11 protein-coding genes are annotated in these 15,083 nt (G+C 63.0%); 2 read left to right on the forward strand and 9 right to left on the reverse strand.

What is annotated here, in order from left to right; all coding sequences use genetic code 11:
• Positions 1-186 precede the first annotated feature (186 nt).
• The 8 genes from NLM31_RS20165 to NLM31_RS20200 all read right to left on the reverse strand — a co-directional run bounded on the left by NLM31_RS20165 (position 187) and on the right by NLM31_RS20200 (position 8,281).
• Positions 187-609, reverse strand: coding sequence for a hypothetical protein (locus NLM31_RS20165; RefSeq protein WP_254193378.1), 423 nt, complete (start codon positions 607-609; stop codon positions 187-189).
• A gap of 145 nt (positions 610-754) precedes the next feature.
• Positions 755-910, reverse strand: coding sequence for a hypothetical protein (locus NLM31_RS20170; RefSeq protein WP_254193379.1), 156 nt, complete (start codon positions 908-910; stop codon positions 755-757).
• Positions 907-2,094, reverse strand: a complete 1,188-nt coding sequence (locus NLM31_RS20175) for a heme-binding protein (RefSeq protein WP_254193380.1) — start codon at positions 2,092-2,094, stop codon at positions 907-909. The genes NLM31_RS20170 and NLM31_RS20175 overlap by 4 nt, the downstream gene beginning before the upstream one ends.
• Before the next feature lie 496 nt (positions 2,095-2,590).
• The gene (locus tag NLM31_RS20180; RefSeq protein ID WP_254193381.1) at positions 2,591-3,925 is read right to left on the reverse strand and encodes an ABC transporter substrate-binding protein; all 1,335 of its coding nucleotides are present in this window, start codon (positions 3,923-3,925) and stop codon (positions 2,591-2,593) included.
• 11 nt (positions 3,926-3,936) lie between these two features.
• On the reverse strand, positions 3,937-4,806 hold the full coding sequence (locus NLM31_RS20185) for a carbohydrate ABC transporter permease (protein ID WP_254193382.1): 870 nt from the start codon (positions 4,804-4,806) through the stop codon (positions 3,937-3,939).
• Positions 4,803-5,753, reverse strand: a complete 951-nt coding sequence (locus tag NLM31_RS20190) for a carbohydrate ABC transporter permease (protein WP_254131037.1) — start codon at positions 5,751-5,753, stop codon at positions 4,803-4,805. The genes NLM31_RS20185 and NLM31_RS20190 overlap by 4 nt, the downstream gene beginning before the upstream one ends.
• A 1-nt stretch (position 5,754) precedes the next feature.
• Entirely contained in the window at positions 5,755-6,606 is an 852-nt protein-coding gene (locus NLM31_RS20195; protein ID WP_254193383.1) for a phosphodiesterase, read from the reverse strand.
• Positions 6,607-6,808: 202 nt separating this feature from the next.
• Positions 6,809-8,281 carry a YdiU family protein gene (locus tag NLM31_RS20200; protein ID WP_254193384.1) on the reverse strand — a complete coding sequence of 491 codons (1,473 nt, stop codon included), beginning with the start codon at positions 8,279-8,281 and terminating at the stop codon, positions 6,809-6,811.
• 196 nt (positions 8,282-8,477) lie between these two features.
• On the opposite strand from NLM31_RS20200, the gene aspS reads away from it, so the two are divergent.
• Positions 8,478-10,247: an aspartate--tRNA ligase gene (aspS, locus tag NLM31_RS20205; protein WP_254193385.1), complete on the forward strand. Its 1,770-nt coding sequence runs from the start codon at positions 8,478-8,480 to the stop codon at positions 10,245-10,247.
• Positions 10,248-10,391: 144 nt separating this feature from the next.
• Here aspS and NLM31_RS20210 read toward each other — a convergent pair whose 3' ends face one another.
• Positions 10,392-12,362: a hypothetical protein gene (locus NLM31_RS20210; RefSeq protein ID WP_254193386.1), complete on the reverse strand. Its 1,971-nt coding sequence runs from the start codon at positions 12,360-12,362 to the stop codon at positions 10,392-10,394.
• 252 nt (positions 12,363-12,614) lie between these two features.
• Here NLM31_RS20210 and NLM31_RS20215 point away from each other — a divergent pair, with 252 nt between their 5' ends.
• The gene (locus NLM31_RS20215) at positions 12,615-14,924 is read left to right on the forward strand and encodes an NADP-dependent malic enzyme (RefSeq protein ID WP_254131042.1); all 2,310 of its coding nucleotides are present in this window, start codon (positions 12,615-12,617) and stop codon (positions 14,922-14,924) included.
• Positions 14,925-15,083: the final 159 nt, after the last annotated feature.

Here is a 15,083-nt window from a genome sequence, read left to right on the forward strand (position 1 = left end):
GGCACATGCCAACCAGCGCCAACCCCAGGAACTCGAAAACCAGCAAATCCACGGCGGAAATCTCCAGAAACACCGTTAGATTTGTCGGCGGTGCGTTGACGCTCTGTTAATTCAAATGGTTACCGGCGGCGGGGCGACTGGAATGGTGGACGGGGGGTTAATGGGGCGGGGCTGCCCGGGATAGGACTAGTCAGCCGGTAGGACGTTGGGCTCAGTCGGCGCATCGACCCATTGAACCTTCTCGGCCTTGAACCGGGCCCATTTCCTGAAGCTGTGCTTGGGTTCGGCCTTGAGGCGGTCGCCGATCAGTTTTACGAGTTCGTCGTGACGTTGGCGGTCCTCGAGCAGGGCGGGTTGGGTTTCGTGGGGAGTTTGTCCCTGCCGATACGCACTCTGCCACCGCAGCCAGATCTCCCAATCCTCCAGCACCAACGAGAATAAGTCCGGATCGATCGGGCTCAACAGGAAGTGCGACGCGTAGTCGTCTCTCTCTCCGTCGAACTGTCGTTCGTAGATGTGCGGTTTTCCCAGATAGTCGGCAACGCCGAGTTCGGGTCCGTCATAGTATTTGTTGATCGTGTAGATTTTGTCCCAGACGTCGGTGTTCATGGTGCCGGCATCGCAAGATCGATCGCGTACTTCCAGTGTATGGCGGTGAGGTGATCGAGGACCTGGCCGCTATTCCTGACCAAAACGACTTCGGCGCCCCGCATGACGGAGTGCCGAAGATTGGTCCTTGAGATGAGCTACGCTCTTACGGCAGTTTCAGCGACGTCTCGGCATAGTACGGCTTCGAGAGCATCATCATCGCGGCGTTGCCGGAGATGAAGGGGGTGCTGACGGCGGGTCCCGGCGTCGCGCAGGGCGCGTGGACCTTGTGCTTCCAGACGATGTCGTCCCACCAGGTCATCGCGACGGCAAGCTCTCCATGATTGCTTCTGTCCTCGCCGCGGCCTCAACACGTTCCAACGTGTTGATGGAAATGTGAGGCCATCTCGCTCTGCCTGGATGTCCGTCCGGTCGATTGATGAAATCCAGAATGACGTTTTGAGCGTATTGCAGGAAATATCGCAGCGCTCCGGTTTTTGAGTCCTCTATCTCATATATAATAAACGTGCAGTTCATCGCCGTTGTGTCGGCTTGGCGCGTGATGAATGGTGTGTTGCCAATACTGGGATTTGTTACTCTGTTGATGCCGGAATGATCGATCGTGGAATCAACTTGAAGAGTGGTAACCTGTTTGATCGTTCCGATGCCTTTGAGAAAATTTTCGAAAGTGTGCCTCAAAAGAAGCGTCGGATTGACCGGTTCGAATCCGCTAAATCCATTAATTGTCCCATCCCCCTTGAACGGATTTTCGTGAAAGTATCTGTAAGGAGCAAAGTAATCTCCATTGATAATATTGCCCGCAGAGTTTCTTATTGGGTCGAGAGCGCGCTCATCAGGATCAGAGCCGCCCCCAACAACCACACCATTGATGCGCGGAATCGGGGGCCTCTTTTTCTCGTCGGGAAGCTGCGTCCAGTCTGATGTGCTTGCAGATCCAACGGCGATAAAGCTGTTGCCATGAGGAATACTTCCCATGCGCGCTACCGACACTTCGGCACCGCTTTCTTGAGAAATATTTTGATCAGTCATGAAAAGCCATAGACCTGGTTCATGATGTATCCCATGGCCGTTGAATTTTTCCGATATGTCGGTCTTGCCCAGCGTTGAGTCAGGGCCTGTGACGCTCACAAGATAAGAGTCTTCATTCGATCGTTGAGTAATAATTTGACTATAGCTCAAGGCAACGGCGGTTTGATCGGTTTGCGTGCCATCTGCTGGATTGACCCCTCTGTTGGGCACCCCGACGTCTGCCACAAGAAAGTTCAGGACCTCGTCATATTGGTTCATCAGCAATCGATACCCATTGGGCGAGCCGCCGAATGGGAGTGAAATTATATTGAACCCATGGCCCGCGAGTTCCGGGGTGTTTTTCCATGTGCCCGGCAGCCAGCGCAATGGTCCAAGTTTTGGGTCATCCTTTTCGGCGAGATAAATTTTGCGGCCCGCGACAGCCATTTCCTCGATTAGATTTTTGTCCAATGCCATTCTAATATCTCCTGACAATGTCTAGCTGCCCGTGCTCCGCGCACGGCGAAAATCTATCGATGTCGTGGCGCTCTTCAGGAGTCCCGACATCACGATGTAAGAAAAGTTCTTGCCCGCGATCTAATTCGGGCGGCCTGGGAGCTCTTGAATTCTCTCGGTCAGTGGGTTTGGTGGCGTAGCTGATTTTTTGATAATCTCTAAGGTTGAGCTGACTTTTTTCTTCCCGTCAAGGGTCGTTAGCTATCCGGTCGCTATGACGCAGTGGTGGACATCGCCGGACTCGGGCGAGGGGGCATCGTCGCCATCATGGAGGCGTCCAAAAACGTCTTCGGCGCCCCGCGTGCCGAGGCGCCGAAGATTGTTCTTTGCGATGAGCTGCGGTCTTGCGGCAGCCTCGGTTTCGAAGGGTGGGCAAAGCAAAGCGTGCCCGTCGCTCAAGGGATAGAGAAGGTGGGCACGGCGCTGTGCGCCTTTGCCCACCCTACGAAGCTCCTGCTTACGGCAGCTTCAGCGACGTCTCGGCGTTGTACGGCTTCAGCGTCTCGTCCGCGGCCTTCTGGGCGGCGACGAGCGCCTCCTTCGGCTGCTTCTTGCCGTTGAGGACCAGCATCACCTCGTCCTCGAGGTTCTTGCGCACCGGCACGGTCTTGTAGGTCGCAAACCAGGGCTTTGCGACGTCGAGCTGCTCGACGGCGGTCTTGGCGTCCGGGTTCTTGTTGAGGAAGTCGACCATGTCAGGCGTCTTGTAGGCGGCCATGTTGGGGGCGAAATAGCCCGTCGCACGGCTCCACCAGGCGCTCTTCTCGGGCGAGGTCATCCACTTGATCAGCGTCCAGGCGGCCTTCTGCTTGTCAGCTTCCACGCCGGCCGGAATGATCAGCGAAGCGCCGCCGATCGGCACGGCGTTGCGGACGTTGCGCGGGATGAAGGCGACCTTGTAGTTGAACTTGGCGTTCTCGCGCACATAGGTCAGCGAGCCCGTCGACAGCATCATCATCGCGGCGTTGCCGGAGATGAAGGAGGTGCTGACGGCAGGGCCAGGCGTCGCGCCGGGCGGGTGGACCTTGTGCTTGCTCACGAGGTCGTTCCACCAGGTCAGCGCGCCGAGCATCGAGGGCGTATCGTAATAGACCTCGCCGCCGAACTCCTCGTTGTAGTAACGCCCGCCATTGGTCATGGTGAGCGTTTCCATCATCCAGCCGCAATAGTCGTAGGCGCAGGGGATCGCGATGCCCCATTGGGTCACCTTGTCGCCCTCGCGCTTGGTGAGCTTCTTGGCCCAGTCGGTGAGCTCGGCCCAGGTCTGCGGCGGCTTGCTCGGATCGAGGCCGGCTTCCTTCGCCTTGTCGGCATTGATGTAGAGCAGCGGCGTCGAATTGTGGAAGGGCACGCCGTAGACCGAGCGATCGATCACCGCGTTGCCCTGCAGTGCCGGGAAGAACTGGCCCAGAAACTTTTCCTTGGTGCTGCCGTCGGCGGCGATCAGGCCGTCGAGATTGGTGAGCTCGTTCTCGATCTGCATGTCGAGCAGGAAGTTGGCCGACATGATCACGGCGGCCGGCGGCTTGCCGGCCTTGATCGAGGCGCGCGTCTTGATCAGCGTGTCGTCATAGGAGCCGGTATAGACCGCGGTCGCCTTGACCTCGGGATGGGTCTCGTTGAACTCCTTGATCAGCGTGCCCATGTCGCGGGCGAGCTTGCCGTCGACGGGAACGGGGAAGAACAGATCGATCTCGGTCGGACCTTCACCGGCCAGCGCCGGGACGGCGAGGGCGCCTGCCATAGAGCCTGCCATGGCGAGGCCGAGCATAAGCCTGCGGGAGAACAGCATCGACAAATCTCCTATTTGATGCCTGAGGTGACGAAAGAGCTGATGAAACGCTTCTGGAAGATCAGGAAGGTGATGAGCAGCGGCGCGATCACCATCAGTGTGCCCGCGGCGATGGTGCCCCAGGCCTGCGTGCCTTCCGCGGTCGCGGTGAAGACGGAGAGGCCAACGGTGAGCGGCCGTTTGTCCGGCGAATTGATCACCATCAGCGGCCACAGGAAGTCGTTCCAGTGGCTGGTGACGGAGATGATCGCGAATGCCGAGAAGCTCGGAATCGACAGCGGAATGTAGATGTGACGGATGCGCTGGATCAGGCTGGCGCCGTCGATCAGGGCTGCGTCTTCCAGCTCGGTCGGAATCGCCTCGAACGCCTGGCGCATCAGGAAGGTGCCGAAGGCCGACGCGAAGAACGGCATCATCACGCCCGCGAGCGTGTCGTAGAGACCGAGCTGGGCGACGAGCCGCAAATTCGGCACGATCAGCAGCACCGGCACCAGCATCAGCTGCATCAGGAACAGGTAGAAGATCACCGTCTTGCCGGCGAAGTCGAGCCGCGCGAACGCGAAGCCCGCGAGCGTGATGGTGACGAACTGCACGAGAAGAATGCCGGTGCAGATGATCGTGGTGTTGAGGAAGTAGCGCGGGAAGTCGCCGATCTCCCAGGCATCCCTGATGTTGTCGAGCGTCGGCTTCAGGCTCGGCATCAGTTCGGCCATCAGATTGATGCCGTCGGAGGCCGGACGCAGCGTTGCCACGCCCATCCACAGGAACGGGATCAGCCAGGCGAGCGCGAGCAGGACCGTCAGCGCGAATCCGAGTTTTGGCGTGATCTCGTTGCGGGTGGCGAGGGGCGCGTCCTTGTAGAGGGCATCGATGAGTTTCATGGCCCGCCCTCACGTTGCGCCATGGTGCGGAACGAGAGCGCGGTGAGGGCCATCAAGGCAGCGAGCGTCAGCAGCGTCGCCGCCGAAGCCATGCCGATGTCGTAGTGCTCGACGGCCTGCTGGTAGATGTAGAACAGCACGAGGTTGGTGGCGTTCGACGGTCCGCCCTTGGTCATGACGAAGACGTGGTCGACCTGCGTCACCGCGTTGAGTGTGGCGATCACGGTGACGAACAGGAAGGTCGGCTTGAGCTCCGGCAGGATGATGTGGCGCAGCCTATGATACGGACCTGCGCCGTCGAGATACGCGGCTTCCATGACGTCTTCGGGCACGGCTTGGAGGCCGGCGAGGAAGAACAGCATGTAGTAGCCGGCATTCTTCCAGATCGTGATGATCATGATCGCATAAAGCGCGATGTCGGGATCGCCGAGCCAGTTCGGCAGCACCGGCAGCAGCCGGCCGATGTAGTAATCGAGCAGCCCGACATTGGGCAGGAAGATGAAGAGAAACAGCGCCGAGGCCGCGACCATCGGGATCAGCACCGGCAGGAACAGCGCAGCCCGCAGCGCGCTGGTGACGGCGTTGGTGCGCGCCAGCGCCAGTGCGAACAGCAGCGCCAGCCCGATGCTCGGGACCGCGGTGCCGACGGCGTAGATGAGGTTGTTGACGACGGCGCCGGTGAAGGCGGGGTCCGCCAGCACCGCGGCGATGTTGTCGAGGCCGACGAAGCGCAGCGGCGCCTTCGGCGTGGCGCGCTGATAGAGCGCATCGATCAGCACGCGCCCCATCGCGCCGTAGGTGAACAGCGCGAGGAAGATCAGCGAGGGCAGCAGCAGCAGATAGGCCGGCAGCGAGGCTTTGAGGCGTGCCGAAAACCGCGTCGCGATATGTAGGCGCGGCGGCGCCGCAGCCGCGACCGGAAGAGCCGCGGGCTCAGCGAGGCTCATGTCACCGCGCCGGGAAATTGAGCGCATAGTCGCGGCCGTCCATTCCCGCAGGGGGCTCGAAGGGAAAGCGCAGACTGGTGTCGAGGAAGTCGTGGCTGTGCACGACGAGGTTTTGGTCGTCAATCAGCACGACGCCGTAGGCCGGCGGCTCGTGGCTCGCCAGATGGTCGGTGACGTTGGCGTCGAGCTCGAACCAGACCTGATGGTTGGTGCCGCGCAGCGTCGAGAACGGGATCTTGCCGTAGCTGCCGAAGATCGGACGGTGCACATGGCCGAAGAAGAGATGGCGGATGCGCGCGCGATAGGGCGCGATCACCTCGGCGAATTCGGCGCTCTGCTTCAGCGCGATCTCGTCCATCGCGTGCACGCCGACCGGGAAGGGCGGATGGTGCATGAACACGACAAACTGCTGATCGGCGGGTGCGGCGGCCAGCGTCTTCGAAAGCCAGTCGAAGCGCCTGGCGCACATCTCGCCGGCGTGACTGGTCTCGTCCAGCGTATCCAGGAATACGAACAGCCCGTGCTCGGTGGTGCGGGTGCCCTGCACGAAACCGTTGGGATCGCGCGGCGCGGCCTTCAGGGTGTCGAGGCAGGTGACACGCTTGTCGTGATTGCCGACCATGGCGATGTACGGCATTTTCAGCGCCGCCATCGCATCGGCGAAATTGGCGTAGGATTCAGCCTCGCCCCAATGGGTGAGGTCGCCGGTCACGACCGCGAAGGCGGCGTCCGACTGGTGCGCGTTGATGTCGGCGATCGCCGCATCCAGCCGCGCGCGCGGATCGAGGCCATAGAGCTTCAGCCCGGGGTTCGCGAGATGCGTGTCGGTGATGTGGATGAACTTGAAGGGCATGGCGCTTGTCAGGATCGTTGGAGGATGGGCGCCTCCGGCAAGACGGCCCTGACAGGCCGTTAGAGCGCGTGTGTTTCAGTTTGATGACAGCGGTTCCCGAGGTCGGGACGCGTCCACAGCATGAGCACGCGCGCGGTGGATCAGCTGAAAGCGCAATCCACCGTTGAGCCAATTAGAGGTAGCGGCGCGCCGGCGCCCGTCGTCACGTCCCGCAGAACGTCTGCAGCACCCGCTGGTCCGGTAGCGGCGGATCGGCGTAGGCGGCAAATTCCGGCTGATCCTGATACGGCTTCGCCAGCACCTTCACCAATTCCTCGAACGGCGCGTAATCGTCGTCATTCACCGCGGCCTGGATCACGGCCTCGACGCGATGGTTGCGCGGGATGAAGATTGGATTGGCAGCGTGCATGGCGGCTTGCCGCTCGGCCGCGGTCTGCGGCTCCAGCGCGATGCGGGCGCGCCAGCGGCCGGCCCACTCGTCGAAGGCTGCGGGCTCCATGAACTGCGCGCGGACGTCGGTGCCGTCATCGCCGGCGGCGTCGCCGAGCTTGCGGAACGTCAGCGTGAAGTCGGCCTGGTTCTTGGCCATGGCGTCGAGCAGATCCTGGATCAGCGCCTCGTCGCCGTCCCGCTCCGTGAACAGGCCGACCTTCTTGCGCAGGCCAGCCTGATAGGCGGCGCTGAACGTCTTCGAGAAGGCGCCGAGAATGTCCTGGGCTTCCGCGACCGCCTTCTCCTGGTCGTCGGAGAACAGCGGCAGCAGGCATTCGGCGAGCCGCGTCAGATTCCACAAGCCGATGCGCGGCTGGTTGGCATAGGCGTAGCGGCCCATCTCGTCGATCGACGAAAACACCTGCGCGGGATTGTAGGCATCCATGAACGCGCACGGGCCGTAGTCGATGGTCTCGCCGGAGATGGAGGAGTTGTCGGTGTTCATCACGCCATGGATGAAGCCGACCAGCAGCCAGCGCGCGATGAGCTCGGCCTGGCGCGCGACGACACCGGCGAGCAGGGCGTGATAGGGCCGCTCGGCGTGAAGCAGGTCCGGATAGTGCCTGGTGATGACGTGGTCGGCGAGCCGGCGGATCGCATCGGTGTCGCGGCGGACGGCGAAGAACTGGAAGGTGCCGACCCGGATATGGCTCGAGGCCACGCGCGTCAGCACGGCGCCGGGCAGCACGGTCTCGCGGATCACGGGCTCGCCGGTGATGACGGCCGCCAGCGAACGCGTGGTCGGAATGCCGAGCGCGTACATGGCCTCGCTGACGATGTATTCACGCAGCACCGGGCCGAGTGCGGCGCGGCCATCGCCGCGGCGGGAGAACGGGGTGGGGCCCGAGCCCTTGAGCTGGATGTCGCGGCGGATGCCGTCCTTGTCGATGACCTCGCCGAGCAGGATCGCGCGCCCGTCGCCGAGCTGGGGCACGAAATGCCCGAACTGGTGGCCGGCATAGGCCATGGCGATGGGGTCGGCCCCGGGGGGAACCGTCTTTCCGGCCAGGATTTCGGCGCCCTCGGGCGTCTCCAGCAGATCGGGATCGAGCCCGAGCTGGACCGCCAGGGGCCGGTTCAGCTTGATCAGCCGGGGCGCAGCCACGGGGGTCGGCGCGACGCGGGCAAAGAAGCTGTCCGGCAGCGCCGAATAGGAGTTCTGGAAGGGGAAATGGACTGTCATGGCCTCAAGATAGGCCTCGAACGCTGATCGGCAAAGGCTCGGGCCTGGATTGGCCAAAAATGGCCGCCTCCAGCCCCAAACAGCCCGTTCCTTTGGTTGCCGCCCCCGGCCTCGTCGGGTAAACCCTGCCGCAACCTCGGACCGGTCGTTTCAGGCCGTCCGATTCGTATCCTCCGACATTGATTTTGGGACGACCATGCATCGCTACCGGTCACATACATGCGGCGCGCTCCGCGAGAGCAACATCGGCGAGACCATTCGCCTCTCGGGCTGGGTCCATCGCGTGCGCGACCATGGCGGCGTGCTGTTCATCGATTTGCGCGACCATTACGGCCTGACCCAGTGCGTGGTCGACCCGGACTCGCCGGCGTTTGCGCAGGCCGAAAAGCTGCGCTCGGAATTCGTGGTCAAGATGGACGGCAAGGTCCGCCGCCGCCCCGAAGGCACCGACAATGACGACCTGCCGACCGGCAAGGTCGAGGTCTATGTCAGCGAGATCGAGGTGCTGGGACCTGCCGGCGACCTGCCGCTTCCGGTGTTCGGCGACCAGGAATATCCCGAAGACATCCGCCTGAAGTACCGCTTCCTCGACCTGCGTCGCGAGAAGCTGCACCAGAACATCATGACGCGCGGCGCGGTGGTCGACTCCCTGCGCAAGCGGATGAAGGAGCAGGGCTTCTTCGAATTCCAGACACCAATCCTGACGGCCTCCTCGCCCGAGGGCGCGCGCGACTTCGTGGTGCCCTCGCGCATCCATCCCGGCAAGTTCTACGCGCTGCCGCAGGCGCCGCAGCAATACAAGCAGCTGCTGATGATGTCCGGCTTCGATCGCTATTTTCAGATCGCGCCATGCTTCCGCGATGAGGATCCACGCGCCGACCGTCTGCCGGAGTTCTATCAGCTCGACGTCGAGATGAGCTTCGTCACCCAGGACGACGTGTTCGCCGCGATGGAGCCGGTCATCACCGGCGTGTTCGAGGAATTCGCCAACGGCAAGCCGGTCAACAGGAACTGGCCGCGGATTCCGTTCGCAGAGGCTCTGCGCAAATACGGCACCGACAAGCCTGACCTGCGCAATCCGATTGAGATGCAGGACGTCTCGGAGCACTTCCGCGGGTCCGGTTTCAAAGTGTTCGCGCGCATGCTCGAAGACCCCAAGAACCAGGTCTGGGCCATTCCCGCGCCGGGCGGTGGCAGCCGCGCGTTCTGCGATCGCATGAATTCTTGGGCACAGGGCGAAGGCCAACCGGGCCTCGGCTACATCATGTGGCGCGAGGGCGGCGAGGGCGCTGGTCCGCTTGCCAACAACATCGGACCCGAGCGCACCGCCGCGATCCGCGCGCAGATCGGCACCAAGGAAGGCGATGCCGCCTTCTTCGTCGCCGGCGATCCCGACAAATTCTGGAAGTTCTCAGGGTTGGCCCGCACCAAGGTCGGTGAGGAATTAAACCTGATCGACAAGGACCGGTTCGCGTTCGCATGGATCGTCGACTTCCCGATGTACGAGTATGACGAGGAAAACAAGAAGGTCGACTTCTCGCACAACCCGTTCTCGATGCCGCAGGGCGGCCTCGATGCGCTGAAGGGCCAGGATCCGCTGACCATCAAGGCGTTCCAGTACGACATCGCCTGCAACGGCTACGAGATGGCGTCCGGCGGTATCCGCAATCACGTGCCCGAGGCGATGGTGAAGGCGTTCGAGATCGCGGGTTATGGCGAGCAGGAGGTCGTCGAGCGTTTCGGCGGCATGTACCGTGCATTCCAGTACGGCGCGCCGCCGCATGGCGGAATGGCCGCAGGTCTCGAGCGTATCGTGATGCTGCTCTGTGGCACCAACAATCTGCGCGAGATCTCGCTGTTTCCGATGAACCAGCAATACGCGGACCTGCTGATGGGCGCGCCGTCGGAAGCGACGACAAAACAGCTCCGCGAGCTGCATGTGAAGGTGAACCTGCCGCAGAAGTGAGGCTCGTGCCCCGGACGCAGCGCAGCACGCAGTGGTGCGCTGCTGAGCCGGGGCCCATGCTCCAGCAACCAGCGGCCTCTGGGTCCCGGCTCTGCGCAGCAGCGTTTCACGCCGCAGCGCGTCCGGGACACGAGACCGCTAACTCTACAATCCCGTCGACGCCTCGATCCTGAATTGCGCCAGCGCGCTCTGCGGGTCGGTCTGCAGAAGTTGCATCAATTGCATCAGCGGCGCTTTGGCGCGCGGGGTGAGCTTGATGGACAGCGTCTGGCCTGGCGTCTCGACGAAGCGGGCGATCGCGTCCACGGCTGCGTCCGCGTCCGGATTGGCGGAAACAACTTGCTCGCGGTTGGCCTTGATGCTCTCGACGAGCGCCTGACGCGCGGCGTCACGGCTGACGTTCTGCATGCGCGCAAACTGCGTCACGACGAGATCGACGCCGCCATTGTCGCGCAGCGAGAGCTCGAGCGCGCCTGCCTCGATCCGGGCCGCCTGACCCATCAGCTGGGCGGGATCGGTCGAAAACACGCCGCGCGGCACGTTGTCGAGCGCGACGCGTAGTTGCGCCTTTGCGATCCCTCCGATGTCGAGCGTCGCCGGCGTCACGGCGAAGCTGCTGGACGGCTCGGTCCACGCCGCGCCGAGATCGAGGTCGATCGCGAGCTTGTCGATGCCGGCGGCAATCAACGGCATGTGCGCCGGCTCGGTTGAGTCGGTCGGTGCAATCATCTTGGCAACGACGTTCGCCTTGCTGGGTATCGAGCCAACCAGCTGTCCCCAATTGATGCTTAGCGTGTCGATGGTCGCCACTTTCTTGCTACGCGGATAGGGCGCCAGCATACCCTTGATCTCGATGCCTTCGAGCACCCTGAACAAGCCGACCGCCTGTTCGGCGGTGGGTTTGGACCCGGGATTTGAGAATTGTAACGCCCAGCGGATCAGGCTCACCGTACTGAAAGATTTCAGCGCAAAACGGTCCGTTTTGAGCCGCCCTTGCGTGGCGGGCATATCGAGGCCCTCGAGTGCGAACTCATCCTGGCTATAGCGGATGGCCGAGAGCTTGGTTGCCGCCTGCGGTGTGCCGATCGACGGATTGCGAATATCGATCTTGCCGATGCGAAGACCTTCGTAGAATCCAGCGAGCTTCTCCAGCAGCTCGCGTGCCTGCGCCGGCGTCTGAGGCGTTGATTGGTCCTGCGGTAGCGCGGCAAACATCTCGGACAGCCGGAATTTCGACGGCTGCACGGCGACGTCCTCGATGTTGAAGCTGTCGATGTCGACGCTCATCCCTTGGGCCGACTTGAGCTGGTAGGGACCGGCCGAGATTTGCCGGTAGACGCGATGATAGGTCTCGTCACTGCTGGTCTTTGGATCGAGCGCGGTGATGATCGCGGTCGCATCGAAATCGTTGACGATAATGTTCGACAGCTCGCCGGTCAGCTTGTCCGGCTTGCCTGGTTGCTTCACGTCGATCGCGAGGGCGGCGCGGTCCGCCTTCATCGAATCGATCTTGCCGTGCTTCAGGTTCTGGAACGCCAATCCGGAATAGGTGATCTCGCCGCTGCCGCCGGGACCGCTGCCGGAATCGAAGCTCATCGTCAGCGTCGGCGCCGTGAGCGTGGATGCCGTGACGCTCGCGTATTGATCGAGCACGTAGCGGTAGAGGTCGAGTAGGGAGCCGTCCACCGGTGCCGTCCGGGTGTGAAGGGGGCCGGCATAGTCGCGGATCGTCAGTTGCGGGATCTTGTAGGATGCCGTCACCTTGGCTGGGCCGATCTGGTCCAGGGCCACTTCGAAGCCGCTGATGTCGATCCTGTCGGCTGAAAATCTGGTGTCGTCGATCTGGCGAACGCCGGTGCCCCTGATGCCGGCGATCTTGATCTGCGCTTGCGGTTGATTGCCGGGCGTGACCGCAATGTCCTCGACGGTCAGCGTCCGCGTCATCAGGTCGAATTCAATCTTGCCGTGGCTCGCCTTGCCGCCTTGCTTGCGGATCTGCTCGAAGGCCGTCTCGATCTCGGCGGTGACGCGATGCTTTGCGTAGAGGTTGAAGCCGAACCATCCGCCGGCGGCGAGCACCGCGACTGTGATCAGGCCGATCAGGATCCGCTTCATTCCCAGCTCCAGTTGCTCGTTGTGCGCTGCGCAACCTGCCATATTCGGGAAAGGTCGCGAGGTCTAGGGAAAGCTAGCGCTGTCAAATATTTGAGCGTGTGATCTGCTAATGGGATTGCAATCGGATGTTGCCACCGAGGCGTCGGCCGTGCTTCATCGCGGTTTCCACGAGCCGGAATACCGTGTGCACTGCGGCGAACCGGCCGAGGTTGATGAACGATTGAGACCCGGATAACGCGAGGCAGAGACCGCATGTCGTCCTATTCTGATGATCTCCACCAGGCGGCGCTGGCCTATCACCGTCTGCCGCGCCCCGGAAAGCTCGAGATCCAGGCGAGCAAGCCGCTCGCCAACCAGCGCGACCTGGCGCTTGCCTATTCTCCGGGCGTTGCGGCGGCCTGCACCGAGATCGCCAAGAACCCGGCGGAAGCCGCGACCCTGACGACCCGCGCCAATCTGGTCGCCGTGGTCTCCAACGGCACCGCCGTGCTCGGCCTCGGCAACATCGGCCCGCTGGCGTCCAAGCCGGTGATGGAAGGCAAGGCCGTCCTGTTCAAGAAATTCGCCGGCATCGACGTGTTCGACATCGAGATCGCGGCCGACACCATCGAGCGCGTGGTCGAGACCGTGGCGGCGCTCGAGCCGACCTTCGGCGGCATCAATCTGGAAGACATCCGCGGGCCGGAATGTTTCGAGATCGAGGCGCAGCTGAAGGAGCGCATGAAGATCCCGGTCTTCCATGACGACCAGCACGGCACCGCGATCATCGTCGCCGCCGCCATCACCAATGGCTTGCGTCTGAACGGCAAGAAGCTCTCGGAGGTCAAGATCGTGGCGTCGGGGGCGGGGGCGGCGGCCATCGCCACGCTCAACCTGCTGGTCTCGATGGGCGCGCAGCGCAAGAACATCTGGGTCTGCGATATCGATGGCCTCGTACACGAGGGCCGCAACACCACGATGGACCGGTGGAAGGCGGTCTATGCGCAGAAGACCGACAAGCGCACGCTGGGCGACGTCATCGGCGGCGCCGACATCTTCATCGGGCTATCGGCTCCGGGCGTACTCAAGCCAGAGATGGCCAAGGCGATGGGCGAGAAGCCCCTGATCATGGCGCTCGCCAACCCGACGCCGGAGATCATGCCGGAGGAGGCGCGCAAGGTGCGCCCCGACGCGATGATCTGCACCGGCCGCTCCGACTATCCGAACCAGGTCAACAACGTCCTCTGCTTCCCCTTCATCTTCCGCGGCGCGCTCGATGTCGGTGCCAGCGCCATCAACGAGGAGATGAAGCACGCCGCCGTGGAGGCCATCGCGCAGCTCGCGCGTGAGGCGCCGTCGGATGCGGTGGCGCAGGGCTTTGACACCGGCGAGACGCAGGGCTTCGGTCCGGGCTCGCTGATCCCGAGCCCGTTTGATCCCAGGTTGATCCTGCGTATCGCGCCGGCCGTGGCCAAGGCCGCGATGGAATCGGGCGTCGCGACGCGGCCGATCACCAATTTCGACGAATACACCGCACTGCTCGAGCGCTTCGCCTTCCGCTCCGGCCTCGTTATGAAGCCGATGTTCGCCAAGGCCAAGACCCAGCCGGTGCGCTTGATCTACGCCGAAGGCGAGGACGAGCGCGTGCTGCGTGCCACCCAGGTGGTGCTGGAAGAGAAGCTGGCGCGGCCGATCCTGGTCGGCCGTCCCTCGGTGGTGGAAGCCCGCATCAAGCGTTTCGGCCTCCAGATCCGCGCCGGCAAGGATTTTGACCTCGTCAATCCCGAGGACGATCCGCGCTACCGCTCCTACGTGCAGTCCTATGTCGAGGTCGCCGGCCGCCGCGGCGTGACGCCGGATGCCGCGCGCACGGTGGTGCGCACCAACAACACCGTGATCGCGGCGTTGGCGGTGACGCGCGGGGAGGCGGATGCCATGCTCTGCGGCGTCGAGGGCCGCTACATGAGCCATCTGCGGCATGTCCGCGAAATCATCGGTTTCGTGCCGGGGGTCAGCGACTATGCCGCGCTGGCGCTGCTGATCACCAGCAAGGGTGCCTTCTTCATCGCCGACACCCAGGTGCGGCCCAATCCGAGCGCCGAAGAGCTCGCCGAGATCGCCTCGCTCGCCGCCGTCCACGTCCAGCGCTTCAACATCAAGCCGAAGATCGCGTTCGTCTCGCACTCCGATTTCGGCAGCTACGACACCGACTCCTCGCGCAAGATGCGCCGCGCCACCCAGTTGCTGAAGGAAAAGCATCCGGAGATCGAGGCCGACGGCGAGATGCAGGGCGATACCGCGCTGTCGGCTGCAGCGCGAAAAATGGTGCTGCCGCACTCCAAGCTGGAGGGCGAGGCCAACATCCTGATCATGCCGACGCTGGACACGGCCAACGTGGCCTATCAGATGATCAAGTCGCTGGCGGATGCGCTGCCCGTCGGCCCGATCCTGATCGGCCCGGCGCGGCCCGCCCACATCCTCACGCCCTCGGTGACTGCGCGCGGCATCCTCAACATGACGGCGGTCGCCGTGGTCGAAGCGCAGGAGCGCGCGGCCCGGCAGCAGCCGACGTTGTTCACGTAAGGGGCGCGATCTTTCCCTCTCCCCTTGCGGGAGAGGGTGGCTCGCCGCGCAGCGGCGAGACGGGTGAGGGGTATCTATCCGCGTGTCATCTCTCACGATTGAACTCGGGGATGGATACCCCTCATCCGGCGCTTCGCGCCACCTTCTCCCGCAAGGGGA

Origin of the sequence: Bradyrhizobium sp. CCGUVB4N, assembly GCF_024199945.1 — a bacterium.
Taxonomy (GTDB): domain Bacteria; phylum Pseudomonadota; class Alphaproteobacteria; order Rhizobiales; family Xanthobacteraceae; genus Bradyrhizobium.

Coding starts and splice junctions, on each gene's coding strand:
- NLM31_RS20165 (WP_254193378.1), bottom strand. CDS start 609: ATGAACACCGACGTCTGGGACAAAATCTACACGATCAACAAATACTAT.
- NLM31_RS20170 (WP_254193379.1), bottom strand. CDS start 910: ATGACCTGGTGGGACGACATCGTCTGGAAGCACAAGGTCCACGCGCCC.
- NLM31_RS20175 (WP_254193380.1), bottom strand. CDS start 2,094: ATGGCATTGGACAAAAATCTAATCGAGGAAATGGCTGTCGCGGGCCGC.
- NLM31_RS20180 (WP_254193381.1), bottom strand. CDS start 3,925: ATGCTGTTCTCCCGCAGGCTTATGCTCGGCCTCGCCATGGCAGGCTCT.
- NLM31_RS20185 (WP_254193382.1), bottom strand. CDS start 4,806: ATGAAACTCATCGATGCCCTCTACAAGGACGCGCCCCTCGCCACCCGC.
- NLM31_RS20190 (WP_254131037.1), bottom strand. CDS start 5,753: ATGAGCCTCGCTGAGCCCGCGGCTCTTCCGGTCGCGGCTGCGGCGCCG.
- NLM31_RS20195 (WP_254193383.1), bottom strand. CDS start 6,606: ATGCCCTTCAAGTTCATCCACATCACCGACACGCATCTCGCGAACCCC.
- NLM31_RS20200 (WP_254193384.1), bottom strand. CDS start 8,281: ATGACAGTCCATTTCCCCTTCCAGAACTCCTATTCGGCGCTGCCGGAC.
- aspS (WP_254193385.1), top strand. CDS start 8,478: ATGCATCGCTACCGGTCACATACATGCGGCGCGCTCCGCGAGAGCAAC.
- NLM31_RS20210 (WP_254193386.1), bottom strand. CDS start 12,362: ATGAAGCGGATCCTGATCGGCCTGATCACAGTCGCGGTGCTCGCCGCC.
- NLM31_RS20215 (WP_254131042.1), top strand. CDS start 12,615: ATGTCGTCCTATTCTGATGATCTCCACCAGGCGGCGCTGGCCTATCAC.